The organism is Streptomyces sp. NPDC002176 (genome assembly GCF_044903645.1).
GTDB lineage: Bacteria > Actinomycetota > Actinomycetes > Streptomycetales > Streptomycetaceae > Streptomyces.
In genome coordinates, this window is record NZ_JBJDQW010000001.1 from 108,208 (window position 1) to 130,970 (window position 22,763).

22 protein-coding genes are annotated in these 22,763 nt (G+C 73.5%); 12 read left to right on the forward strand and 10 right to left on the reverse strand.

What is annotated here, in order from left to right; all coding sequences use genetic code 11:
* Positions 1–102 precede the first annotated feature (102 nt).
* A complete protein-coding gene (locus ACI2LY_RS00475; RefSeq protein ID WP_404705138.1) occupies positions 103–1,134 on the forward strand; it encodes a LysR substrate-binding domain-containing protein in 1,032 nt (343 codons plus the stop codon).
* Here ACI2LY_RS00475 and ACI2LY_RS00480 read toward each other — a convergent pair.
* Positions 1,101–2,660: a hypothetical protein gene (locus ACI2LY_RS00480; protein ID WP_404705139.1), complete on the reverse strand. Its 1,560-nt coding sequence runs from the start codon at positions 2,658–2,660 to the stop codon at positions 1,101–1,103. The genes ACI2LY_RS00475 and ACI2LY_RS00480 overlap by 34 nt on opposite strands.
* Before the next feature lie 163 nt (positions 2,661–2,823).
* On the opposite strand from ACI2LY_RS00480, the gene ACI2LY_RS00485 reads away from it, so the two are divergent.
* The 9 genes from ACI2LY_RS00485 to hypA all read left to right on the forward strand — a co-directional run bounded on the left by ACI2LY_RS00485 (position 2,824) and on the right by hypA (position 10,062).
* Entirely contained in the window at positions 2,824–3,471 is a 648-nt protein-coding gene (locus ACI2LY_RS00485; protein WP_404705140.1) for a DedA family protein, read from the forward strand.
* Between the two features lie 123 nt (positions 3,472–3,594).
* Positions 3,595–5,064 (forward strand): hypothetical protein, encoded by a 1,470-nt coding sequence (locus ACI2LY_RS00490; RefSeq protein WP_404705141.1) that lies wholly within the window; start codon positions 3,595–3,597, stop codon positions 5,062–5,064.
* An 85-nt stretch (positions 5,065–5,149) separates the two neighbouring features.
* Positions 5,150–6,241 carry a hydrogenase expression protein HypE gene (locus tag ACI2LY_RS00495; protein ID WP_404705142.1) on the forward strand — a complete coding sequence of 364 codons (1,092 nt, stop codon included), beginning with the start codon at positions 5,150–5,152 and terminating at the stop codon, positions 6,239–6,241.
* Positions 6,242–6,307: 66 nt separating this feature from the next.
* Positions 6,308–8,101: a nickel-dependent hydrogenase large subunit gene (locus ACI2LY_RS00500; RefSeq protein WP_404705143.1), complete on the forward strand. Its 1,794-nt coding sequence runs from the start codon at positions 6,308–6,310 to the stop codon at positions 8,099–8,101.
* Positions 8,094–8,663, forward strand: coding sequence for a NifU family protein (locus ACI2LY_RS00505; RefSeq protein ID WP_404705144.1), 570 nt, complete (start codon positions 8,094–8,096; stop codon positions 8,661–8,663). Before ACI2LY_RS00500 ends, ACI2LY_RS00505 begins: the two co-directional genes overlap by 8 nt.
* Positions 8,660–9,250 (forward strand): DUF5947 family protein, encoded by a 591-nt coding sequence (locus tag ACI2LY_RS00510; RefSeq protein ID WP_404705145.1) that lies wholly within the window; start codon positions 8,660–8,662, stop codon positions 9,248–9,250. The genes ACI2LY_RS00505 and ACI2LY_RS00510 overlap by 4 nt, the downstream gene beginning before the upstream one ends.
* A gap of 20 nt (positions 9,251–9,270) precedes the next feature.
* A complete protein-coding gene (locus ACI2LY_RS00515; protein ID WP_388999914.1) occupies positions 9,271–9,477 on the forward strand; it encodes a hypothetical protein in 207 nt (68 codons plus the stop codon).
* Positions 9,478–9,506: 29 nt separating this feature from the next.
* The gene (locus ACI2LY_RS00520) at positions 9,507–9,707 is read left to right on the forward strand and encodes a hypothetical protein (RefSeq protein WP_404705146.1); all 201 of its coding nucleotides are present in this window, start codon (positions 9,507–9,509) and stop codon (positions 9,705–9,707) included.
* Positions 9,708–9,714: 7 nt separating this feature from the next.
* Positions 9,715–10,062 carry a hydrogenase maturation nickel metallochaperone HypA gene (hypA, locus tag ACI2LY_RS00525; protein ID WP_404705147.1) on the forward strand — a complete coding sequence of 116 codons (348 nt, stop codon included), beginning with the start codon at positions 9,715–9,717 and terminating at the stop codon, positions 10,060–10,062.
* A 55-nt stretch (positions 10,063–10,117) separates the two neighbouring features.
* Here the strand turns inward: hypA and hypE are convergent, their stop codons facing one another.
* The 7 genes from hypE to ACI2LY_RS00560 all read right to left on the reverse strand — a co-directional run bounded on the left by hypE (position 10,118) and on the right by ACI2LY_RS00560 (position 18,149).
* Positions 10,118–11,107 carry a hydrogenase expression/formation protein HypE gene (gene hypE, locus ACI2LY_RS00530; protein ID WP_404706442.1) on the reverse strand — a complete coding sequence of 330 codons (990 nt, stop codon included), beginning with the start codon at positions 11,105–11,107 and terminating at the stop codon, positions 10,118–10,120.
* Positions 11,108–11,183: 76 nt separating this feature from the next.
* Positions 11,184–12,329 (reverse strand): hydrogenase formation protein HypD, encoded by a 1,146-nt coding sequence (gene hypD / locus ACI2LY_RS00535; protein WP_404705148.1) that lies wholly within the window; start codon positions 12,327–12,329, stop codon positions 11,184–11,186.
* Positions 12,326–12,616, reverse strand: a complete 291-nt coding sequence (locus ACI2LY_RS00540) for a HypC/HybG/HupF family hydrogenase formation chaperone (protein WP_404705149.1) — start codon at positions 12,614–12,616, stop codon at positions 12,326–12,328. Before ACI2LY_RS00540 ends, hypD begins: the two co-directional genes overlap by 4 nt.
* 47 nt (positions 12,617–12,663) lie before the next feature.
* Positions 12,664–15,015: a carbamoyltransferase HypF gene (gene hypF, locus ACI2LY_RS00545; protein ID WP_404705150.1), complete on the reverse strand. Its 2,352-nt coding sequence runs from the start codon at positions 15,013–15,015 to the stop codon at positions 12,664–12,666.
* Complete coding sequence (hypB, locus tag ACI2LY_RS00550) at positions 15,012–15,785, reverse strand: hydrogenase nickel incorporation protein HypB (RefSeq protein ID WP_404705151.1); 774 nt, start codon at positions 15,783–15,785, stop codon at positions 15,012–15,014. Before hypB ends, hypF begins: the two co-directional genes overlap by 4 nt.
* A gap of 67 nt (positions 15,786–15,852) precedes the next feature.
* Positions 15,853–16,443: a hydrogenase maturation protease gene (locus tag ACI2LY_RS00555; protein ID WP_404705152.1), complete on the reverse strand. Its 591-nt coding sequence runs from the start codon at positions 16,441–16,443 to the stop codon at positions 15,853–15,855.
* Positions 16,440–18,149, reverse strand: coding sequence for a hydrogenase maturation protein (locus ACI2LY_RS00560; protein WP_404705153.1), 1,710 nt, complete (start codon positions 18,147–18,149; stop codon positions 16,440–16,442). The genes ACI2LY_RS00555 and ACI2LY_RS00560 overlap by 4 nt, the downstream gene beginning before the upstream one ends.
* Before the next feature lie 213 nt (positions 18,150–18,362).
* Here ACI2LY_RS00560 and ACI2LY_RS00565 point away from each other — a divergent pair, with 213 nt between their 5' ends.
* Both ACI2LY_RS00565 and ACI2LY_RS00570 read left to right on the forward strand, forming a co-directional pair.
* Entirely contained in the window at positions 18,363–19,787 is a 1,425-nt protein-coding gene (locus ACI2LY_RS00565; RefSeq protein WP_404705154.1) for a carotenoid oxygenase family protein, read from the forward strand.
* A 227-nt stretch (positions 19,788–20,014) separates the two neighbouring features.
* Positions 20,015–21,088, forward strand: a complete 1,074-nt coding sequence (locus ACI2LY_RS00570; protein ID WP_404706443.1) for an AI-2E family transporter — start codon at positions 20,015–20,017, stop codon at positions 21,086–21,088.
* Here the strand turns inward: ACI2LY_RS00570 and ACI2LY_RS00575 are convergent.
* Positions 21,085–21,705 carry a hypothetical protein gene (locus ACI2LY_RS00575; protein ID WP_404705155.1) on the reverse strand — a complete coding sequence of 207 codons (621 nt, stop codon included), beginning with the start codon at positions 21,703–21,705 and terminating at the stop codon, positions 21,085–21,087. The two genes, ACI2LY_RS00570 and ACI2LY_RS00575, sit on opposite strands and share 4 nt — an antisense overlap.
* A 145-nt stretch (positions 21,706–21,850) precedes the next feature.
* Positions 21,851–22,702 (reverse strand): lysozyme, encoded by an 852-nt coding sequence (locus ACI2LY_RS00580; RefSeq protein WP_404705156.1) that lies wholly within the window; start codon positions 22,700–22,702, stop codon positions 21,851–21,853.
* Positions 22,703–22,763: the final 61 nt, after the last annotated feature.

Below are 22,763 nucleotides of genomic sequence, written 5' to 3' on the forward strand. Positions count from 1 at the left end.
TGGCAAGTTGCGATAGCACCGGGCTATCACCGGCAACTCGTGCCGGTGCGCGGTGATTTATGCGTCTGGCGTGGGCATGCTCAACCGCCCTAGGCTCCCGTCATGGAGCTAGAGGTGAGGCACTTCCGGGTTCTGTGCGCCATCGCCGATGCGGGCAGCCTGCATCAGGCGGCGCGCGAACTCGGCCTGGCCCAGCCCTCGTTGAGCACCCAGCTGGGTCGGATCGAACAGGCGCTGGGCGGTCGGCTCTTCACCCGCGGCCACACCGGCTGCCGCCCCACCCCGCTGGGCCGCATGGTGCTGAGCCGGGCCCGGCCGCTGGTCGGGGAACTGGCCGCGCTCGTCACCGAGGCCCGCGCGGCCGCCGCCCGCGCCTCCGCCGGGCCCCGGCTGCGGATCGGCGCCACCGCCAGCCGCGCCCTGCCCGGCTGGCTGCGCCGACTGCGCTCACGCGTGCCCGCGGCCGAGCCGTCGCTCCAGATGGACGCGTCCGCGAACGCGCTGCTGCGCCTGGTCGCCGAGGGCGCGCTCGACCTGGCCTTCGTGCACGAGGTGGAGGGCAGCCCGCTGCGGGTCCCGGCCGGGCTGCGGCTGCGGGTGCTGGTGGAGCGGGAGCCGCAGTTCGTCTCGCTGGCCGCCGACCATCCGGCGGCGGCCCGGAGCGAGGTGCGGCTCACCGAGCTGGCCGAGGACCGGTGGATGGTCGACTCCACGGTCGACGGCGAGTGGGACGCGATCTGCCGGGTGCTGCGCGAGGCGGGGATCGAGCCGGACCTGCTGCACGGCGACTACCTCACCGCCTATTCGCTGGCCGCCACCGGCGAGGTGGTCACCGTCAGCCAGCCCACCGCGCACCCCCGGTCCGACCTCGCCATCCGCCCGCTGCACGGCGACCCGATCGGGGTCAGGCTGCTGGTCGCGGCGCGCACCGAGACCGACCTCGACCGGGGGTTCCCGGAGCTGGCGGACGCCTACTGGGAGGTGGCCCACCAGGCACCGGCGTACCGGGACTGGCTGGAGCGCGTACCGGAGCCGGAGCCGGAACCGGCCCTGTTCTGCGCCATGACCCGGACCGTGCCGGGCCCGGCGCACCGGCCCGGTCAGGTACCGGACCCGAACGTCCGCGTGGTGTAGGCGCATTCGGTGTACAGATAGCCCGACCGCAGCCGCGCGGTGTCGGAGGCGGGCGCGCCCGCGCCGATGCCGCCCGGCCGGTGCACGAAGTACGTGGTGCCGACGGGCAGCCGGATGGTGCGCGCGGGGTAGTTCCGCCCGCTGTCGGAACACGGCTTGAAGCCGGTCGTGATGGTCGCGGCCAGCGAGTACGCGGTGCAGCCGCCGCATGCCTTGAGCGTGAAGCTGCCGGTGACCGGGCCGGTGTAGAGGACGGTGATGTCGTGGGGGCTGTCGTTCTTCACGGTGACGGAGATGCTGCCGCCGGAGGCGGTGGTGGGCAGGTTCTTCCCGGCGGCCGGAAGGGTCTGGGCGACCTCGGCGCCGATGGCGATCTTCTTGGCCCGCTCCCGTTTGCCGCCGCTCTTGGTGTCGGAGACATAGCTCCGCATGCTCTCGCGCGCCCCGGCGAAGTCGCCGTCCTTGAACTGGTCGACCCCGCACTCGTAGGCGCCCGCGTCGCCGTCGCGGGCGGCTCGGCTGGCCGCCGCGGTGAGGCCGGTGGAGGCGCCACCGGCCGTGGCGGCGAGGTCGGTGAGCCGGGTGCCGAGGGCGCGCAGCCGGTCCACGGCGGTGCAGGGCGCGGTCCCGCTCACGCCCTGCTGGGCGGTGCGGACGGCCGTGTCGGCGGCGGGCACCACCTTGGCGGCGGCGGCTGAGCCGGGGAAGGTGCCGAGCAGGTCGCGGAAGTGGCCGGTCCACGCCTCGCCGCCGTCGGTGAGGTCGGCCGCGCCGCACTCGTAGAGCGAGGTGGCGAGCCGGTCGTCGGGCCAGTGGGTGAGCGTGCCGAGCCGGTCGGCGGGCATGGTGCGGGGCACCGTGCGCAGGAACTGCAGGGGTTCGACGGCCAGGCAGTACTCCCCCCGGCCGTACGCGGCGCCGATGGTGGAGTAGTAGGCGCGCAGCCGGGCGGGGACGCGGTCGGCGGCGCGTGAGCCGGGGTGGTCGACCGCGAGATCGCGGTAGACGGCGAGGGCCGAGCGGTAGTCGGAGCGGGAGGCGGCGAAGGTGCCGCGGGCGGCCGCGGCCACCAGGTCGTCGGCCTTCTCCAGCCGGTCGAGCAGCGCCTGCTGCTCGGCCTCCGCGCGGGCGCCGTCGTACCAGAGCGCGCCGCCCACCGGTACGGCGAGCAGCACCAGGCCCAGCAGCAGGGCGAGCGGGGCGCGGGCGGCCAGCGGGGTGCGCAGTCCCACCACGGCGCCGTGGGCGGCGGCGAGCAGCAGGACGACGCCGTAGCCGAGGATTACGCCGATGGGTATGCCGTCGGCGTCGGCGGGCAGCGCCACGAAGAGCAGGACGGCGATGGCCGCCAGGCACAGGGCCAGCGGGCCCCATCTGCGGAGCAGGGCGTAGCCGAGGCCGAGTCCGCTCAGGTTGAGCAGGGCCACGGCGGCCGCGCGCAGCGGGTTCGGCGGCGCGGGTGGCGGGCCGGGCGGCATCGGCGGAACGGTGAAGTGCTGGTCCGGGCCGTACGGCGCTTCCGGCATGTCGGCTCCCCCTGTCAACCGCCCCGCGCTCCCGACAAGTCTACGGCTCGTGTCGGGGTCACGACAGAGGGTGTGCGCGCCGGACGACGCGCGGGCGCGGGCGCCGGGTTCACGTGAGACTGGGTGTCGGACGACCGATCGGCGGGCCGGGAGGCGATGGGCGGTGAACGCCGTCAACCCTACGGACAGCGCGTCACTGCTGGCCGCCTTCGGTGCCCTGGGCGTGCTGGCGGTGACGTTCGCCGAGTCCGGGCTGCTGGTCGTCGGCTTCTTCCTGCCGGGGGACACGCTGCTGTTCCCGGCCGGGGTGCTCAGCGCGGTCCAGCACGGCGGTCAGCCGCCCCGGCTGGTGCTGTGGCAGGTGATGCTGTGCGCCGCCGTGGGCTCGGTGGCGGGCGCCCAGGTGGGCTTCCTCATCGGGCGGCACGGTGGCCGGGCGCTGCTCACCCGCACCTCCAGCCACCGGGTCAAGGAGGGGGTGGCGCGGGCGGAACGGCTGCTGGCCCGGTACGGGTACCGCAAGGCGCTGGTGATCGGCCGGTTCGTGCCGATGCTGCGTTCCGTGCTGCATCCGGCCGCGGGGGCGCTCGGGGTGCCGACGCGGACCTTCACCGTCTGGCAGACGGTCGGCGGGGTGTTGTGGTCCCAGAGCCTGGTGCTGGCGGGCTGGGCGCTGGGCTCGTCGGTCGACCACGTGGACGACTATCTGCTGCCGCTGATCGCGGTCGTCGTGGCGATCTCCCTGGTGCCGCTGCTGGTGGAGGTGGTCCGGGCCCGGCGTGCCCGGCGCGAGGCCGGTGACGGCGACTGAGTCCGTCCCCTCGATGCGTCACCCGCCCGGCTCAACCGCACTCCGCCTAAGGGGCGAGGCCGCGTGAGCGGTGTGACGGTGGGTGGGAGACATGGCCCCATGCACCGGCGGCGAGGAGGCGGCATGGCTGACACGGGAGGCGGGAGCGGCGCTGCGTGCGTCGCCACGCCCGGCCGGGACATCCCCGAGGGGTTGTCCGGCGATCCGTTCACTCAGGTGGGCGCGGTCGCGGACGCCGTGCTGTACGAGGGCTATCTGCTGTACCCCTACCGCCGTTCCTCGGCGAAGAACCGCGTCCGCTGGCAGTTCGGGGTGCTGCTGCCCCGTACCTGGGTGGAGGCGGACGGTCCGGTCGCCGAGGGCATCTCCGGTTCGGCGGACTCCTGGTACCAGCGCACCGAGTGCCTGGTACGGGCGGTTCCCGGGGCGGTGCTACGGGTGCGGGTGCGGTACCTCCAGCTCCAGCGCAAGCAGGTGGAGGCGCGGGGCGAGGACGGACGGCACCGGCCGGTCGAGTCGCTGCGTGCGGACGACGGCACAGCACATCTGAGCTTCGACGAGGCGGTCCCGTACGAGGTGGACCTCGGCTGGCCGTTGGAGGAGTTGCTGCGCGGACCGTGCACCGCCGAGGTCGGCGCGCCGCCCGCCGTCGAGACCGAGAACCTGGGCGCCGGGCGCGTCGTGCGCCGTCGCGAGCGGGTACGGGCGCGCACCACGGTCGCGGCCGAGGAGCTGGCGGACGGGCTGTACCGGCTGAGTGTGCGCACCGAGAACGCGGGCGAGGCGCCGGACATCCGCGCCCCCCGCGCGCGGGCGCTGCGGCAGGCTCTGCTGGCCGCGCACACCCTGCTCGGCGGCGAGGGGCTGGAGTTCGTCTCGCAGACCGACCCGCCCGCCGCGCTGCGGGAGCGGGCGCGCGGCTGCCGCAGCGCCTTCACCTTCCCGGTGCTCGGCGGCCCGGCCGGGGAGGCCGGGATGGACGGGGACGGCGCCACCGGGCCCGTACTGCTCTCGGCGCCGATCATCCTGCCGGACCATCCGCAGGTGGCGCCGGAGAGTCCGGGCGATCTGCACGACGCGGCGGAGATCGACGAGATCCTGACGCTGCGCACGATGCTGCTGACCGACGAGGAGAAGGCCGAGGCGCGGGCCACCGACCCGCGCGCGGCGCGCATCCTCGACCGGGTCGACACGATGCCGCCCGAGGTCTTCTCCAAGCTGCACGGGGCGATCCGCTCGCTGACCCCCGTCACGCGGCCCCCCGAGGCGCGGCCCGCCTGGTGGCAGGAGGGCGGCGACGCCGGACTGTCCCCGACGACGGACACCGTCGCGGTGGACGGCGTCCCGCTCGGCACCGGCAGCAAGGTGCGGCTGAACCCGCGGCTGCGCGGGGCGGACGCCCAGGACATGTTCCTGGTGGGGCGGACGGCCGAGGTGGCCGGGGTCTTCCACGACGTGGACGGCAGCGTGCACCTGGCGGTGACCGTCGACGACGACCCGGCGGCCGAACTGCACGGCTGGTACGGCCGTTTCCACTACTTCCGGCCCGAGGAACTCCAGCCCCTCGGCGACGGCGCCGAGCCCCGACCCTGAGCCCAGCCGGACCCGAGCCCCGGACGCCCCTGACGGCGACACCCACTCCCCCAGCGGCCGACCGACCGCAGCGAAGGCAGGCGACATGACGACCGAGAGCCACACCACCGCGGCGCGTGAGCGCATCGAACGATCCGAGGAACACGAGGGGATAGACGAGATCACCATCCTCTGGATCTCGGAGGGGATGAGCTGCGACGGCGACACCGTCTCCCTGACGGCGGCCATGCAGCCCTCCATCGAGGACGTGGTCCTCGGCCTGATCCCCGGCCTGCCCAAGGTCAACCTGGTCAACAAGGTGCTCTCGCCGAGCCTGGGCGGGGAGGACTTCCTCACCCCCTACCGGCAGGCGGCGCGCGGCGAGCTGGAGACCCCGTTCATCCTGGTCATCGAGGGCTCGGTGCCCAACCAGGACATCATCGAGGGCGACGGCTTCTGGACGTCGTTCGGCAACGACCCCGAGACGGGGCAGCCGCAGACGATCAACTGGTGGATCGACCAGCTCGCCCCGAAGGCGTGGGCGACGGTCGCGGCCGGTACCTGCGCGACCTACGGCGGCATCCACGGCATGGCCGGCAACCCGACCGGTTCCATGGGCCTCGGGGACTACCTGGGCTGGGACTACAAGTCGACGGCGGGGCTGCCCATCGTCAACGTGCCCGGCTGCCCGATCCAGCCCGACAACTTCATGGAGACCCTGATCTGGGTGCTCCAGCACGCCGCCGGTAACGCCCCGCCGCCCCCGCTGGACCACATGCTGCGGCCGCAGTGGCTGTTCGGCAAGACCGTCCACGAGGGCTGCGACCGCGGCTCGTACTACGAGCAGGCCGACTTCGGGCTCGACTACAACTCCCCCAAGTGCCTGGTGAAGACCGGCTGCTGGGGACCGGTGGTCAACTGCAACGTGCCCAAGCGCGGGTGGATGGCCGGGATCGGCGGCTGCCCGAACGTCGGCGGCATCTGCATCGGGTGCACGATGCCCGGCTTCCCGGACGCGTTCATGCCGTTCATGGACGAGCCCCCCGGCGGCACCCTGTCCTCCATGGTCATCAAGCCGTACGGCGCGATCATCCGCCGACTGCGCGGCGTGACCAACGAGATGGTCAACCACGAGCCCAAGTGGCGGCACCGGAAGCGCAAGCTCACCAGCGGTTACGACCCGTACTGGCGTCCCTGACGCCCGGTCGGCCGCGGCAGGCCCGACACCCACCCGCACACCCCGACAGCGAGGGCAGTACCGCAGATGACAACCACCGAATCACGGCCCACGGGACGCAAACCCGCCCAGATCGTGGACATGTCCTGGGACCCGGTCACCCGGATCATCGGCAACCTGGGCATCTACACGAAGATCGACTTCGCCAACCGGGAGGTGACGGAGTGCCACAGCACCTCGTCGCTGTTCCGCGGCTACTCGGTCTTCATGAAGGGCAAGGACCCGCGCGACGCGGGCTTCATCACCTCGCGCATCTGCGGTATCTGCGGGGACAACCACACGACGTGCTCCAACTACGCCCAGCAGATGGCGTACGGCATCAAGCCCCCGCCGATGGCCGAGCACATCACCAACCTCGGCGAGGCCGCCGAGTACATGTTCGACCACACGATCTACCAGGACAACCTGCTGTTCGTGGACTACTGCGAGGCGATGGTCAAGGCCACCAACCCCGGTGTCCTGGCCCGCGCCGAGCGCACCGAGGCACCGCGCGGCCACATCCACGGCTACCGGACCATCGCCGACATCATGCGCTCGTACAACCCCTTCGAGGGCGAGGTGTACAAGGAGGCACTGAAGATCAGCCGGGTCACCCGTGAGATGTTCTGTCTCATGGAGGGCCGCCACGTGCACCCCTCGACGCTCTATCCGGGCGGCGTCGGCACCATGCCGCAGCCCGCCATCTTCACCGACTACCTCAGTCGGCTGATGCACATCATCGACTTCGTCAAGAAGTCGGTGGCGATGGCCGACGACATCTTCGACTTCTTCTACGAGGCCCTGCCGGGCTACGAGGAGGTCGGCCGTCGCCGCATCCTGCTGGGCTGCTGGGGCGCGTGGCAGAACCCGGCGGTGGCCGACTACCGCTACGAGACGATGAACGAGTGGGGCAAGGCGATGTACGTCACGCCCGGCGTCATCGTCGACGGCAAGCTGGTCACCAACAACCTGATCGACATCAACCTCAACCTGCGCATCATGCTGGGCAGTTCGTTCTACGACGACTGGGTCAACGAGCAGCCCTTCGTCACCCACGACCCGCTGGGCAACCCGGTGGACATGCGCCACCCGTGGAACCAGACGACCGTCCCGGTGCCGCAGAAGCGCGAGTTCGACAAGAACTACAGCTGGGTGATGAGCCCGCGCTGGCTCCACCAGGAGACCGGCAAACACCTCGCGCTGGACACCGGCGGCGGCCCGCTGGCCCGGCTGTGGTCGACCGCGCTGAGCGGCCTGGTCGACACCCGGTACGTCAGCTCGGGCAACGGCAGTGTGCGCATCCAGCTCCCCAAGGGCGAGTCGCTGCCGGAGACCACGCTGGAGTGGCGCGTCCCGCAGTGGAGCAACACCATCGAACGCGGCCGCGCGCGGCCCTACTTCGTCGCGTACGCCGCCGCGATGGCGCTCCAGTTCCTGGAGGAGTCCATGGAGCTGCTGCGGGCGGGCGAGACCAAGGTGTTCCAGGACTTCGAGGTGCCGGACGAGGCGATCGGCTGCGGCTTCCACGAGGCCGTGCGCGGGGTCCTCTCGCACCACCTGGTGATCAAGGACAAGAAGATCGCCAACTACCACCCGTACCCGCCGACCCCGTGGAACGCGAGCCCGCGTGACATCTACGGCACCCCCGGCCCGTACGAGGACGCCGTCCAGGGCCAGCCCATCTTCGAGGAGAACGGGCCGGACGACTTCAAGGGCGTCGACATCATGCGCACCGTGCGCAGCTTCGACCCCTGTCTGCCGTGCGGTGTCCACATGTACATGGGCAAGGGCAAGACGCTGAACGTCGTGCACTCCCCCACCTACGGCGCGAACCATGGCTGACGGCGCCCGGCTCGCCGACCCGGCGGTCGAGGCGCGGCTCGCCCGGCTGGACGAGCTGCTGGAGCGCCTGGAGTCGGGCGGCGACTCGGCCGAGGCGCTGGAGTCGGTGGGCCTGCTGACCGACGTGTACGGGGAGGCGCTGGCCCGGATGCTCGACGGCGCGGACGCCGCCCTGCTGGACCGGGTGGCGGGCGACGAGCTGCTGGCGCATCTGCTGGTGCTGCACTCCCTGCACCCCGAGCCGCCCGAGCGGCGCGCTGAGCGCGCGGTGGAGCGGCTGCGCCCGGCCGTGCGCGAGCGCGGCGGGGACCTCCAGTGGCTCGGCGTCGAGGGCGACGTGGCCCGGGTGCGGGTCGACTCCGGCGGCGGCGGTGGCTGCGGGTCCGGGTGCGGCGCGGGTGGCGGGGACGTCACCGAGGTGGTGCGGGCGACCGTGCTCGCCGCCGCTCCGGAGCTGCGGTCGGTGGAGGCGGTCACGGCCGAGCGGGCGAAGCCGCCCGCGTTCGTGCCGCTCGCCACGCTGACCACCCGCCGGGCGGAGCGTCCGCAGGAGGCGCGGTGAGCGGGGCGCTGGCCCGGCTGATCCGCTCCGGCCCGGCTCTGGCCGGGGCCGGGCGGGCCGAGGTGTGCGAGCTGTGTGCCGCCCCGGTGGCCGAGGAGCACCGGCATCTCTTCGAGACGGCGGCCGACGAGGTCCGCTGTGTCTGCGGTCCCTGCTCGGTGCTGTTCGCCGAGCAGGGGGCGGGCGGCCGCCGGTACCGGCTGGTGCCCCGGCGCCGGGTGCGGCTCGCGCCGGTGGACACGACCGCGCTGGGCGTGCCGGTGGGTCTGGTGTTCTTCGTGCCGCGCGCCGACGGCGCGGTGACCGCGCAGGGGCCGAGCCCGGCCGGGGCCATGCGGTGGGAGGTGGACTCCGACGCCTGGCACGGGCTGGCCGCCGTGTGTCCGCCGCTCGCCTCCGTGGTACCCGACGTGGAGGCACTGCTGATCAACACGGTGCGCGGCCAGGAGGAGCACTGGATCGTACCGATCGACGACTGCTTCCGGATGGTCGCCCTGGTCCGCGCGGAGTGGCAGGGGCTGTCCGGCGGCGGCCGGGTGTGGCCGGCCGTCGAACGGTTCTTCGCGGAGCTCACCGAGCGTTCGTGAAGTCCAGAGAGGAGACGTTCATGGGCAGGATCAGAGTGGGCCGTCCCCAGGTGAAGCCGGACACGCCGACGCACGTGCCGGGCCTCCACGAGGGCAATCAGGGCCCCTACCAGGAGCAGACCGGGCACCACGAGGACGGCACCGCCGACGCGAGCCGCTCCACGGGTATCCGCAGCAAACGGCACGACGCCATCCTCGACGTCATGCCGAACATTCCGCCGGGATGAGCCGGGATGAGAGGCAGGAAGTGAGCGCCATGAAGATCGAGAGAGCGGCGAGAGCCGTCGAAGAGGCGGAGCGGACCCTGTGGACGGGGCGGCGGGTGCTCGTCGCCCAGGCCGCCGTGCTCGCCGGTCTGACGCTGCTGCTGCTCGTGAAGGAGGTCCCCGGGATGGTCCGGGAGATCAAGATCTACCGGATGACCGGGGGCCTGCGCACGGCCCGTCGGCACCCGTGAGACACCGGTGCACGAGCTGTCGATCGCGACCGCGATCGTGGAGCAGGCCGGGGAGATCGCCCGCGCGGACGGCACCGGGGACGTCTCCTCGGTGACCGTCCGGGTCGGTGAGCTGGCGGGTGTGGTGCCGGACGCGCTGCACTTCGCCTTCGAGGTGGCCCGGGACGGCACCTCGCTCGCCTCGGCCCGGCTGGTGGTGGAGCAGGTGACGGCGGTGGCCTGGTGCGGCGGGTGCGCGCAGGAGTTCGCGGTGGGCATGCCCCCGTTCTTCTGGTGCCCGGCCTGCGACCAGCCGTCGCAGGATCTGCGCAGCGGACGGGAGTTGGAGATCACCGCCGTGGATTCGGTGCCCTGACCCCCGCACGCGCGAACCGGCCCCGTCCCTCTCTGGGCGGGGCCGGTTCATGTGCTCAGCAGATGCGCGGAAGCTGCTCGCCCAGCGGCAGATCCAGCACCCGGGTGCCGCCGAGTCCGGTGGCGACGGTGACCATGCCGGGGTGTTCGGCCACGCACTCCCCGATCAGCGCGGCCCCGGCGCCCTGCGGGTGGGCGCGCATCGCGGCGAGCACGGCGTCGGCGTGCTCGCGGGGTACGAAGGCGACGAGCCTGCCCTCGTTGGCGACGTAGAGCGGGTCCAGGCCGAGGAAGCCGCAGGCGTTGGCGACCTCGTCCGGTACCGGCACGGCGCGCTCGGTGATCCGGACGCCGGTGCCGGAGGCGCGGGCGATCTCGTTCAGGGAGGCGCCGAGTCCGCCCCTGGTGGGGTCGCGCAGTACATGCACGTCCTTGGTGACGGCGAGCATGGCCGCGACGAGCCCGGCCAGGGGGGCGGTGTCGGACACGATCTCGACGCCGAACTCCAGCCCCTCCCGCACGCTCATCACCGCGACGCCGTGCAGCCCGATCGGCCCGCTGACGATGACCGCGTCGCCGGGCCGGGCGCGCTGGGGCCGGATGTCGACGCCGTCGGGTACGAGGCCGACGCCCGCGGTGGTGACGTAGACGCCGTCGCCGTGGCCGGACTCGACCACCTTGGTGTCGCCGGTGGCCACGATGACGTCCGCGGCGCGGGCGGCGGCGCCGAGCGCGCGGGCGATGCGATCGACGACGGCGATCTCGACGCCCTCCTCCAGGACGAACGCCGTGGACAGGTAGGCGGGCTTCGCTCCGCTCATCGCCAGGTCGTTCACCGTGCCGTTGACGGCGAGGTCGCCCAGGCAGCCGCCGGGGAAGAACAGCGGGCGCACCACGTAGGAGTCGGTGGAGAACGCCAGCCGGGCGCCGCCGAGTTCGAGCACAGCGGAGTCGGCGAGTCCGGCGAGGGTGGGGTTGCCGTAGGCGGGGGCGAAGACCTGGTCGATGAGTTCGGCGGAGAGGGCGCCGCCTCCGCCGTGGCCCATGACGACCACGCCCTGGTCGCGCAGGGGGGCGGGGCAGGTCCAGTTGGCGGGGTCGATCGCGGGGGCCTCGGTGAGGTCAGCCAACGGGGTTCATCTCCTCTCGCGGGATGCGCGATCCGCGCGGAGCCGGACCGCCTTCCATGCGGCGGTACAGGTAGTAGGCGGCGCAGGCGCCCTCGCTGGAGACCATGGTGGCGCCGAGCGGGGTGCGCGGGGTGCAGGCGGTGCCGAACGCCTCGCACTCGGTCGGCTTGATGAGGCCCTGGAGCACCTCTCCGGCCCGGCAGACGGCGGGTTCCTCGGTGCGGATGCCGGTGACGTCGAAGCGGTGCTCGGCGTCGTAGGCGCGGTACGCCTCAGCGAGGCGCCAGCCGCTGGCCGGAATGGGGCCGATGCCGCGCCAGTTGCGGTCGGTGACCTCGAAGACGTCCTCCAGCATGCGCAGCGCGGCCGGGTTGCCCTCCTCGCGCACGGCACGGGGGTAGGCGTTCTCCACCCGGTGCTCGCCGCGCTCCAGTTGGTGCACGGCGCGGCGGATGCCCTCCAGGATGTCCAGCGGTTCGAACCCGGTGACCACCATCGGCACCCGGAACCGCTCGGCCAGCTCCGGGTACTCGGCGGTGCCCATCACGCTGCACACGTGCCCGGCGGCGAGGAAGCCCTGCACCCGGCACTCGGGGGCGGTCATGATGGCCTCGATCGCCGGGGGCACCCGGACGTGGGAGACCAGCAGGCTGAAGTTGTCCAGGCCCAGGCGGCGGGCCTGGTGGACGGCCATGGCGTTGGCGGGTGCGGTGGTCTCGAAGCCGATGGCGAAGAACACCACCTGCTTGTCGGGGTTTTTGCGCGCCAGCTCGAGCGCGTCGAGCGGGGAGTACACCACACGTACGTCGCCGCCCTCGCCCTTGACCCGGAACAGGTCGCGGTCGGTGCCGGGCACTCTCAGCATGTCGCCGAAGGAGCAGAAGATCACCCCGGGGCGGGCGGCGACCGCGAGGGCCTTGTCGATGACGTCGAGCGGGGTGACGCACACCGGGCAGCCGGGGCCGTGGATCAACTCGACTTCATCGGGCAGGAGTTGGTCGATACCGTGCCGGATGATGGAGTGGGTCTGGCCGCCACACACCTCCATCAGGGCCCAGGGCCGGGTGGCGGTGGCGCGGATCTCGTCCAGCAGGCGGCGCGCCAGCGCGGGGTCGTTGAACTCGTCGATGTACTTCACCGGTTCTCCACTCCGCTTCCCTGCCGCTCGGCCTGCTCCCAGGCGTCGCCGAACTCCTCTTCCAGCAGCCCGAGTTGCTCGAACAGCTCCAGTGAGGCGCGGGCCGACTCCTCGTCGAGCTTCTGCAGGGCGAAACCGACGTGCACGATGACGTACTCCCCCACCCGTACATCGGGCAGGTACTCCAGGCACGCCTGTTTCTGCACTCCGCCGAAGTCGACGAGCCCGGTGAGCGGGTCGGCGCCTTCGTGGATGGCGACGACCTTGCCGGGCACTGCAAGACACATGGGTCACTCCGTCTCGTCTGGGGTGTGCTGATGGCCGGGTCGGCGGATCAGCGGGCTCGGTCCGGCCGGGGGACGTGGGCCGCGACCATGAGCTGGCCGAGCGCCAGCCCGCCGTCGTTGGGGGGCACCTGGCCGTGCCGCAGGACGGTGAAGCCGTCGGCCGTGAGCCGGGCGGTGCTGTCCTCCTCCAGCAGGGCGTTGGCGAAGACCCCGCCGGTGAGGGCGACGGTGGTCAGACCGGTCTCCGCGCGGGCCCGTCGGCACAGCTCGGCCACCGCTCCCGCCACGCCCCGGTGGAAGCGGGCGGCGAGCACGGGAGCGGGTACGCCCCGGCGCCGGTCGGCGAGGAGGGCGCGCAGCATCGGGGCGGGGTCGGCCAGCGGTCCGGGTGCGAAGCCGAAGGCGTACTCCCCGCCGTCCGCGTCCCGCGCCTCGAGTGCCAGGGCTTCCAGGGCGAGCGCGGCCTCGGCCTCGTGGCCCGCGCGCTGGCAGGCGCCGGTGAGGGAGGACACGGCGTCGAAGAGGCGCCCCATGCTGCTGGTCGGCACGCAGGCGACCTGCCGCTCCAACTGGCCGCGCAGCACGGTGAGTTCCGTCTCCGTGCAGGCGGTGACGCTGGGCAGGTCGGGTGCCCAGTCGACTCCGGCCGCCCAGAGCCGGGCCAGCGCCTGTCGGCAGGGGTTGGCGACGCCCGCGTCCCCGCCGGGCAGCGGGGCGGGGACGAGGTGGGCGAAGCGCCGGTACCCGGTGTAGTCGGCGAGCAGGATCTCGCCGCCCCATACGGTGCCGTCGTCGCCGTATCCGGTGCCGTCGAAGGCGACGCCGATGACGGGGGTGGTGCCGTCGAGGCCGTGTTCGGCCATGGCGGAGGCGATGTGGGCGTGGTGGTGCTGGACCCGCGCCGGTTCCGGCAGTCCGGATTCGGTGGCGCGGCGGCGGGCGTGGGCGGTGGAGTGGTAGCCGGGGTGCCGGTCGGCGGCGATCAGGCGTGGGGTGACGCCGGTGAGGGCGGCGAGGTGGGCCTCGGCGCGGCGGGCGGCGTCCAGGGTGGCGAGGTCGCCCATGTCCCCGATGTGCGGCCCGAACCACGCCTGGTCGTCCTCGCCGAGGCAGAGGGCGTTCTTAAGGTCGCCGCCGACCGCGAGCGCGGGCCGGACCGGTACCGGGAGGGTCAGTGGGCGGGGCACGTATCCGCGTGAGCGGCGCAGGAGTTGGGCGGTGCCGTCGGGGCGTACCCGGAGCAGGGAGTCGTCGCAGGGGGCGGCGATGGTCCGGTCGTGGGTGAGCCAGGCGTCGGCCAGTCCGGCGAGCCGGATCAGCGCCTCGGTGTGGTCGGTGACGATGGGCTCGCCGGAGCGGTTGCCGCTGGTCATGACGAGCGCCCGGGGCCCGGGGGGATCGCCGGGGAGGCCGAACAGCAGGGTGTGTAGGGGGGTGTAGGGCAGCATGACGCCGATGTGCGGGCTGCCGGGCGCGATCTCGTCGGCGAGGCGGGGGCCGTCGGGCGTGGTGCGGGCGCGCAGCAGGACGATGGGGCGGCCGGGGCTCGTGAGGGCGGCGCGTCCGGCTTCGGTGAGGTGGGCGACGCGTCCGGCGGTGGCGAGGTCGGCGCACATCACCGCGAACGCCTTGCCGCCGCGTTCCTTGCGGGCGCGCAGGGTGGTGACGGCGCGCGGGTCGGTGGCGTCGCAGGCGAGGTGGTAGCCGCCGAGTCCCTTGACGGCCACGATCCGGCCCTGGGCGAGCAGGGCCCGCGCGGCGGTGAGGGCGTCGGCGTCGCGGGCCGGGCGGGCCCCGGTGCCCTCGGCGGGGACGAGGCTCAGGCGGGGGCCGCAGTCGGGGCAGGCGACGGGCTGGGCGTGGAAGCGCCGGTCGAGCGGGTCGCCGTACTCGCGGGCGCAGGCGGGGCACATCGGGAAGCGGGCCATGGTGGTGGCCGCGCGGTCGTAGGGCATCGCGGTGGCGATGGTGAAGCGGGGGCCGCAGTGGGTGCAGGTGACGAAGGGGTGCCGGTGGCGGCGGTCGGCCGGGTCCGCGAGTTCCCGCAGGCAGTCGGCGCAGGTGGCGGTGTCGGGCGGCAACTGGGTGCGGCCGGTGGTGTGCGCGGTGGCCTGGATGGTGAAGGCGTCGTCGGTGCCGGTGGCGGGGAGGTCCTCGTGGCCGATGCCGGTGACGGCGGCGAGCGGGGGCGGCCGCTCGGCCAACTGCCTACAGAACAGCTCCACTTCGGCCAAGGGTCCCTCGACCTCGATGAGTACGCCGTCTGCGGTGTTGCCGACGAACCCGGTGAGGGCGTGCTCCGCGGCGAGCCGGTGCACATGGGGTCGGAAGCCGACCCCCTGCACCGTGCCCCGCACGGTGAGACGGCGGCGCACCCGGCCCGTCGCGGGGGCGGTCATGCGCGGGGGGCGGCGGCGGGGTGGTGCGTGTGGTGGCCTTCGGAGCCGTGGGAGTGGCCGCCGTGGCCGTGGTCGTGGGAGTGCGGGCCGGGGGCCAGTGGCGGGCGGTGGGCGGGCGGTGCGTGCCGGACGGCGAGGGCGCGCTCCAGCAGGGCGTCGACACCGTCGCCGCTGCGGGCGCAGGTCCGTACGGTCTCGACGCCGGGGTTGACCCGCTGGACGTTGGCCCGGAAGACGGCCTCGTCGAAGCGGGCGGCCTCGGCGAGGTCGGTCTTGGTGATGGCGACCAGGTGGGCGGAGCCGAACGCGGTGGGGTACTTCAGGGGCTTGTCCTCGCCCTCGGTGACGGCCATCAGGGAGATGCGCAGGGTCTCGCCGAGGTCGTAGGAGGCGGGGCAGACCAGGTTGCCGACGTTCTCCACGAACAGCACCTCGGTCTCGGCGGGGAGCCAGCCGTCCAGGCGGTCGCGTACCTGGCCGGCCTCCAGGTGGCACAGTCCGTCGGTGAGGAGCTGCTGGACGGGGGCGCCGGAGCGGGCGAGGCGCTGGGCGTCGTTCTCGGTGGCCAGGTCGGCGGTGAGCGCCGCCACCGGGACACCGCGCTGCACGGCGCGGGCGAGGACGCGGGCGAGGAGTTCGGTCTTGCCGCTGCCGGGGCTGGACAGCAGGTTGACGACCGTGACGCCCCGTTCGATGAGGTCCGCGCGGAGGCGGGCGGCGAGATCGTCGTTCTTGGCCAGGACGGCCTGCTTGACGTCGGACCGGCACATGGGCCACAGCTCCTCGGGAAGATCGGGCGCCTAGGCCCTGGGCCGTGCCGGGCACGGCCCAGGGATCTCACCGATCTTCGGCTGCCAGATCCCCGAGGCCGGGCAGCGCAGCCGCGTGCGGGGGCCCGGATTCCATCGGGCGGCCCAACGGGGGCGGGGGCGCGGCCGGGTCGGCCAGCAGGACGGGGATCAGGGTGTGCAGCGCGTCGACCGCCCGTTCGACGGCCGCGCGCACGGGTTCGCTGAGGCCGGGGGCGATGTCCTCGTCCGGGTTCGGCAGCACGGCGGGCTCGCAGGCCAGGACGAGGACGCGGGGCAGCGGCTCGTCGCCGAGGTGGGTGGCGAGGGCGAGCACCTTCTCGGGGTCCATGCCGTGCGCCTCGGGCACGACGCTTTCGTCCGGTGGGTCGGCCTCGACCAGGGAGAGGGTGCCGGGGCGCTGCCCGCGCGGGGCGACGTCGACGAGGACGGCGGTGGCGCAGCCGCCGAGCAGGGCGTAGGCGAGGTCCATGCCCCGGATGCCGAAGTCCCGTACGTGTGCGCCGGGCGGGAGGGGGCGCCGGTCGAGGGCGCGGATGACCTCGGGGCCGAAGGCGTCGTCGCCGAGGAAGATGTTGCCGACGCCTGCCACCAGCAGGGGTTCGGGGGTGGGGATCATCGGCCGTCTCCGAGGGGCAGGGGGCGGGTGGTGGCGGCGGGGACCTTGCGGACGAAGGCCGAGCGCAGGGCGTGGTAGGGCGCGGTGGGGTCGGAGAAGATGGCGTGCATCCGGGCGAGTTCGTCGCGCCGGTGGTCGGCGAGGGGGCGCAGGGCCTCGTCGGCCTGGCGGGCGGCAGCCTTGGCGGCGATCCGGTCGGCGAGGCCGGGCGCGGTGGCGAGTGCGGTGGCCATGGCCTCGACGGTGCCCGCGAAGTCGGCCGGTGCGGCGGGGACGAGCCGGTCGACCAGGCCGAGCCGGACCCCTCGGGCGGCGCTGACCGGCAGGGCCTCGGCGGTGAGGCGGCGGGCGGTCTCGGGGCCGGTGCGGCGGGGCAGCGAGTACGTCCAGAACTCGGAGCCGTACAGGCCCATGCGCCGGTAGTGCGGGTTGAGGACGGCGCCGGTGCGGCACCACACCTCGTCGGCGGCGAGGGCGAGCATGGCGCCTCCGGCGGCCGCGTTGCCCGCGAGCGCGGCGATCACCAGCCGGTCGGTGGTGCGCAGTACGGCCTCGACCAGGTCGTCCATGGCGTCGAGGTTGCGCCAGGACTCCTCGCCGGGGTCGGGGGCGCCCTCGATGACGTTGAGATGGATGCCGTTGGAGAAGAAGTCGCGGGCGCCGCCGAGGACGAGGACGGAGGTGGGGCGGGCGAGGGCGTACTGGTAGGCGGCGAGGAGTCTGCGGCACTGGTCGGTGCTCATCGCGCCGCCGGGGAAGGAGAAGCTGACGAAGCCGGTGGTGCCCTGCTCCCGGTAGCGGATGTCGGCGTAGGTGCGGCGGTCCGCGGGGAGGTCGAGCGGGGCCGGGATCTCGGGCAGCGCGGGGGTGTGCGGGGCGCTCCAGGAGGCGAGGACGGTGGCGGCGGGGCGGCGGAAGGGCGCCGGGTCGCCGGAGTTCTTGCGGGGGCGCAGCTCCGGAATCCACACGGCACCGTCGCGGGTGGCGCGGCAGACGGCTCCGGCGCGGGTGGCGAGGAGGTCGCCGGGGCGGCCCCGGAGCTGGTCCTCGGGGTGGCCGCCGTGCAGGAAGACCTCGCGGCCGTGGAGTTCGTCGAGGACGCCGGGCTGGGAGTCGGCGCCGCGCAGCCCGCGCAGCACGGTCTCGGTGTCGTCGTGCTCCCAGTCGATCCGGCGCCGGTCCTGGCGGAAGTGGTCGCGCCAGGTGACGGAGGGCCAGTCGGCGGTCTGGGGGCGGGGTTTGTGGTCGCCGTCGGCGTACCGGCGCACCGCGCGGTGCAGGGCGGTCATGGCGGCGTCGGCGGCCTCGTTGCGGTACAGGTCGCTCTTGCCGACGGCCGGTACGGGGAAGGGTTCGTCGGCCCAGACCGGGCCCGCGTCCATGCCCGCCTCGGCCTGGAGGACGGTGACGCCCCACTCGGTGACGTCCCCCGCGATGGCCCAGTCCAGCGAGGAGGGGCCCCGGTCGCCGGGCGGGCCGGGGTGCACGATCAGGCAGGTGTGCGCCCGCCAGATGTCCTCGGGGAGCGCCGTCTTCAGCAGGGGCGCGATGATCAGCTCGGGGCTCAGTTCGCGCACGGCGGCGCGGACGGGGTCGGGACCGTGCGTGGCGAGTACGACGTCCACCCGGTGGCCCGCGTCCGAGAGTTCGGCGTAGGCGCGTTGGGAGAGGCTGTTGAACGCGCTGGCGACCAGCAAAATGTCCATGAGACCGTATATTCGTCCATGTTCCGGGCGTCATGTAGGACCATCGGAACGTTTCCTCACCCCTACTCGGCCGCTTCCGGCCGTACCGGGGCATTCCGGGCTGTTCGAGCCAAGCGCGCGTTCGATCACCGGCCTGGGGTTCGGATGCGGGGATCGGCCGACCGGGTGACGATGGGGGTACGTCGGCCCGTTTCCCTCCGCCGGGGAGTACTCATGACCGCTTCCGCCACCGGGCGTTTCGACCCGGCGCGTGTGGCCCAGCTGTCCGGGCGGTTCGCGCCCGTCACCGAGGAGGTGGACGAGGTCTCCCTCGTCGTCGAGGGTGAGCTGCCGGACGACCTGGACGGCGTCTATCTGCGCAACGGCCCCAATCCGCGTTTCACCCCGATCGGCTCGTTCCTGTATCCGATCGACGGCGACGGCATGCTGCACGGCGTGTGGATCGAGGGCGGCCTGGCCCGCTACCGCAACCGCTTCGTGCGCACCCCCGCCGTGCTGGCCGAGGAGCGGGCGGGCCGGGCGCTGTGGGGCGGCCTCGAGTCGATGATCACCCCGGACGAGACGGAGGTCGGCCCGGAGCTGGCCCACACCTTCCGGGACCTGCCCGACATCAACGTGGTCCGGCACGCGGGCCGTCTGCTGGCGCTGGCCGAGTCGGGCTGCCCGTTCCGGATGACCCCGGAGCTGGAGACGGCGGGCCGGGAGACCTTCGGCGGCGCCCTGCCCGCCGGGATCACCGCGCACCCGAAGGTCGATCCGGTCACCGGCGAGATGGCGGTGTTCTGCTACGCGCTGGAGCCGCCGTACCTGACCTGGTCGCTGATCGCCCCGGACGGGACGGTGACGCGGGGTCCGGTGCCCGTGGACGGCGTCGACGAGCCGATGATGATCCACGACATGGCGCTCACCGAGCGCTTCCTCGTCCTGGTCCTCGCCCCCGTTTTCTTCGACCTGTCCGGGGCGATGAGCGGCGGCTCGCTGATCGACTGGCGTCCGGAGGCGGGCACCCGCGTGCTGCTGATCCCGCGCGACGGCTCCCCGGTCCGCGAGGTGGCGGACGACGCCTTCTGGCTCTGGCACACCGTCAACGCCCACGACGAGGACGACGGCACCGTGCTGCTGGAGTACGTGCAGTGGTCGCGGCTGTCCCTCGGCGAGCCCGACGGCGAGCCGAACCGCGGCACGCTGGTCCGGGCGGTGCTGGACCCGGCGACCGGCCGGATGCGGCGCACCGCTCTGGACGACGCCCGCGTAGAGTTCCCGCGCGTCGACGACCGCCGGATCGGCGGCCGACACGGCCGGGCGGCGGTCGCCTGGGACAGCGAGCGCTCCCCCGGCCTGCTGCCGGGCGAGTTCGACTCGCTGCGCTGGTACGACACCGGGGCGCCCGGTGTCCCGTCGCGCGGCTGGTACGGCGGTGAGCTGTCGGTGGGCGAGCCCGCCTTCGCGCCCTCGCCGGGGCAGACCGGCGAGGACCAGGGGTACTGGCTGGCCTTCGCCACCGACCGCACGGACGGCGGCGCCCGCCTCCTGGTGTTCCCCGCCGAGGAGCCGGAGAGCGGACCCGTGGCACGCGTACGCATCCCGGTGCGGGTGCCGCTCGGGCTGCACGGGAACTGGCTGCCGACCGAGGAGTAACCGGGGGAAGCCGGGAGTAGCCCACGCGGCCCAGTGGGCGTCCCCTGGTGTCCGGTTTGCCCGTAGCGTTCGTCAGAGGTGATCGTCGGTCAGCTCGGCGGATGCGGAGGCGAGGCGGGCGCGTGGCGGGTGGTGACGGGCGGCGGACGGGGCGCGAGCGTTCCGGTCCGGCCGCGCGGGGCGCGGTGCCGGGCAGCCGTCCGGCGTACACCGTGCGGCTGCCCTCGATGACCCGGTCCATCCCGCGTACCTCGGTGGCCGAGCGGACCGTGGGCTGGCTGCGGGTCGCCGCGGCCTACTCGTGGCGGCTGATCCTGGTCGGGATCGTCGTCTGGGGCATCTTCAGCGTGCTGGGCCGCTTCCAGCTCATCGCCGTCTCGCTGTTCCTCGCGCTGGTCGTCACCTCGGTGCTGCGGCCGCTCGCGGATGTGCTGGACCGGGTCATGCCGAGGCCGCTGAGCGTGGCCCTCGCCCTGATCGGCAGCATCCTGCTGGTCCTCGGTCTGCTCGCGCTGGTGGGCAACGCGGTGGCGGGCGAGTCGGCGCGGCTGAGCGGGGAGTTCCGGGGCGGGGTGCACCGGATCGAGGAGTGGCTGCGGCAGCCGCCGTTCCGGCTGAGCGCGGGGCGGCTGGCGGCGCTCCAGCAGGAGGTGACGGACTATCTCTCCCGGCACCGGGCCAGCCTGTTCAGCAGTGCGGTGTCCGGGCTCGGCCGGGTGGTGGAGGTGGTCACGGGCGGCGCGCTGGCGCTGTTCGCCTCGGTCTTCTTCATCCACTCCGGCGACAAGCTGTGGAGCTGGGTGAGCCTCAAGCTGCTGCCGCGCGGTGCCCGTCCGAGGTGGGACCGCGCCGGGCGCGCGGCCTGGCGGACCTTCGCCGGGTACACCCGGGGCATCATCATCATCGCCGCGACCAACGCGATCCTGGTCGGCATCGTGCTGTTCATCCTGCGGGTGCCGCTGGCGCTGCCGCTGACCCTGCTGGAGTTCTTCGCCGCGTTCGTGCCGCTGGTGGGTTCGCCGGTGGCGCTCGGGGTGGCGACGGTCGTGGCGCTGGCGGGGCGTGGTCCGCTGACGGCGGTCGCGGTGCTGGTGCTCATCGTGGTCATCGGCCAGTTGGAGGGGCATGTACTGCATCCGCTGGTGATGAGCTGGGCGGTGCGGCTGCATCCGCTGGTGGTCGCGGTGTCCGTCATCGCGGGGAGCATCGTGGCCGGGGTGATCGGCGCGGTGGTGGCGGTGCCGTTCGTGTCGGTGGTGTGGGCGGTACTGGGCGCGATGCGGGCCCCTCCCCCGGCCTAGCTCGCGGTCCCGCCGAGCGCGACGCTCGCCTCGACGGCGTGCACGTCGGCGAGGGCGCCGGTGTCGTCGGCGTCCGAGGCCAGGGCGAGGAGGAAGGCGGCGTGGTCACCGGCTACCACGGTCAGTTCCAGGCGTGCGGTGCCGCCGTCGTGCGGGACGTCCAGGGCGACGGTGTGCGCGGGACGGCCGCCGAGTTCGGTGCGGCGGGACTCGGCGAGGGTGGGCGCCGCGTCGGGGAAGAAGAACTCGGCGTTGGAACGGGCGGCGCCCTCGGCCGTCCGGCGCAGTTCACCGCTCGGTACGGGCCGTCCGGCGGCGCCGGTCAGCACGGTGGCGTCCTCGGCCGGGGTGGCGTCGGAGGTGCGGGTGATCCGGGAGGAGAACGCGCCGATCAGCTTCCGGTCCGCCGCCGGATCGTGCCGCCAGCCCTCGGGCACGGCGTAGGAGACACCCGCGCGGGTGTCGTTGACCCGGGGTCTGCCGCCGTCGTCGCCCGGCCAGGCGAGCGCGGCACCCCCGCACGCGACGGTCACGCCGAGCGCGGTGAGCCCCGTCCACAGCCGCCCGTGCCCACGCTCGCGCCGTGGTGCCGGGGTGTTCGGTGATGGCGTTGTCATGCCCTCAGCCTGCCCGACCGGGCGGAAGTACGCCTGAGTGCGGGTACTCAGGTGGCTGGGGCCCGCCCGGCGGATGGTCGGCGCATGACGGTGCGCGGGTCGGCCGGGGGGGGCCGGGTCCCGCGCACGGTGTGCTGCCGGTGCGTCAGCCGTTGGCGAGAGCACGCAGCCTGGTGAGGGAGCCGTTGAACTTGTCGTGGTCGCCGACGGTCTTGCCGGTGGAGGTGTACTGCCACATGGTGTGCGTGGACCAGCCGGCCGGCAGGGTGCCGGGGGTGGAGGCGTAGCGGGCGATCCACAGCGGATGGGAGGAGGCGAAGCCGGAGTAGTTTCCGGTGCAGTCCTTCCACCAGTTGGTGGCCGTGTAGATGACGGCGGAGCGGCCGGTACGGGCCTTGTAGCGGTTCAGGAAGTCCTTGATCCAGCTGACCATGCCGCTCTTGGACTTGCCGTAGCAGGACGCCCCGTAGGGGTTCCACTCGATGTCGAGGACACCGGGCAGGGTCTTGCCGTCCTTGGACCAGCCGCCGCCGTGGTCGACGAAGTAGTCGGCCTGGGCCTTGCCGCTGGTGGTGTCGGGGGTGGCGAAATGGTACGAGCCCCGGGTCATGCCCGCCGTGTAGGGGCCGTTGTACTGCTGGGTGAAGTGGGGGTTCTTGTAGTACGTCCCCTCGGTCGCCTTGGTGTAGGCCCACCGAGTGCCCGCACCCCACAGGGTGGACCAGGCGACGCTGCCCTGGTGGCTGGAGACGTCCACGCCCTCGGTCTGGGTCACCCGGAGGGCGGCTGAGCGGTCGTCGGTCAGGGACGCGCCCCCGTCGTGGGCGCGTACGCCCACGCCCATGTAGGCGCTGCCGCGCGGGGCGGTCGGCCCGCCGGAGTCGGGCACGGCGGCGGGGGGCGACAGGAAGAGGAGAAGGCCGGTCAGGACGCCGGTGAGACACAGGCGTGAGGTGCGGCCGCTGGGGAGGAGTATGTCGCTTCGCACGTCCTCCATCTGACCCGCCATCGGGCCGCACCGCACGCGGGGTACCACCGGGCGAAGGTGCTTCTTGGGC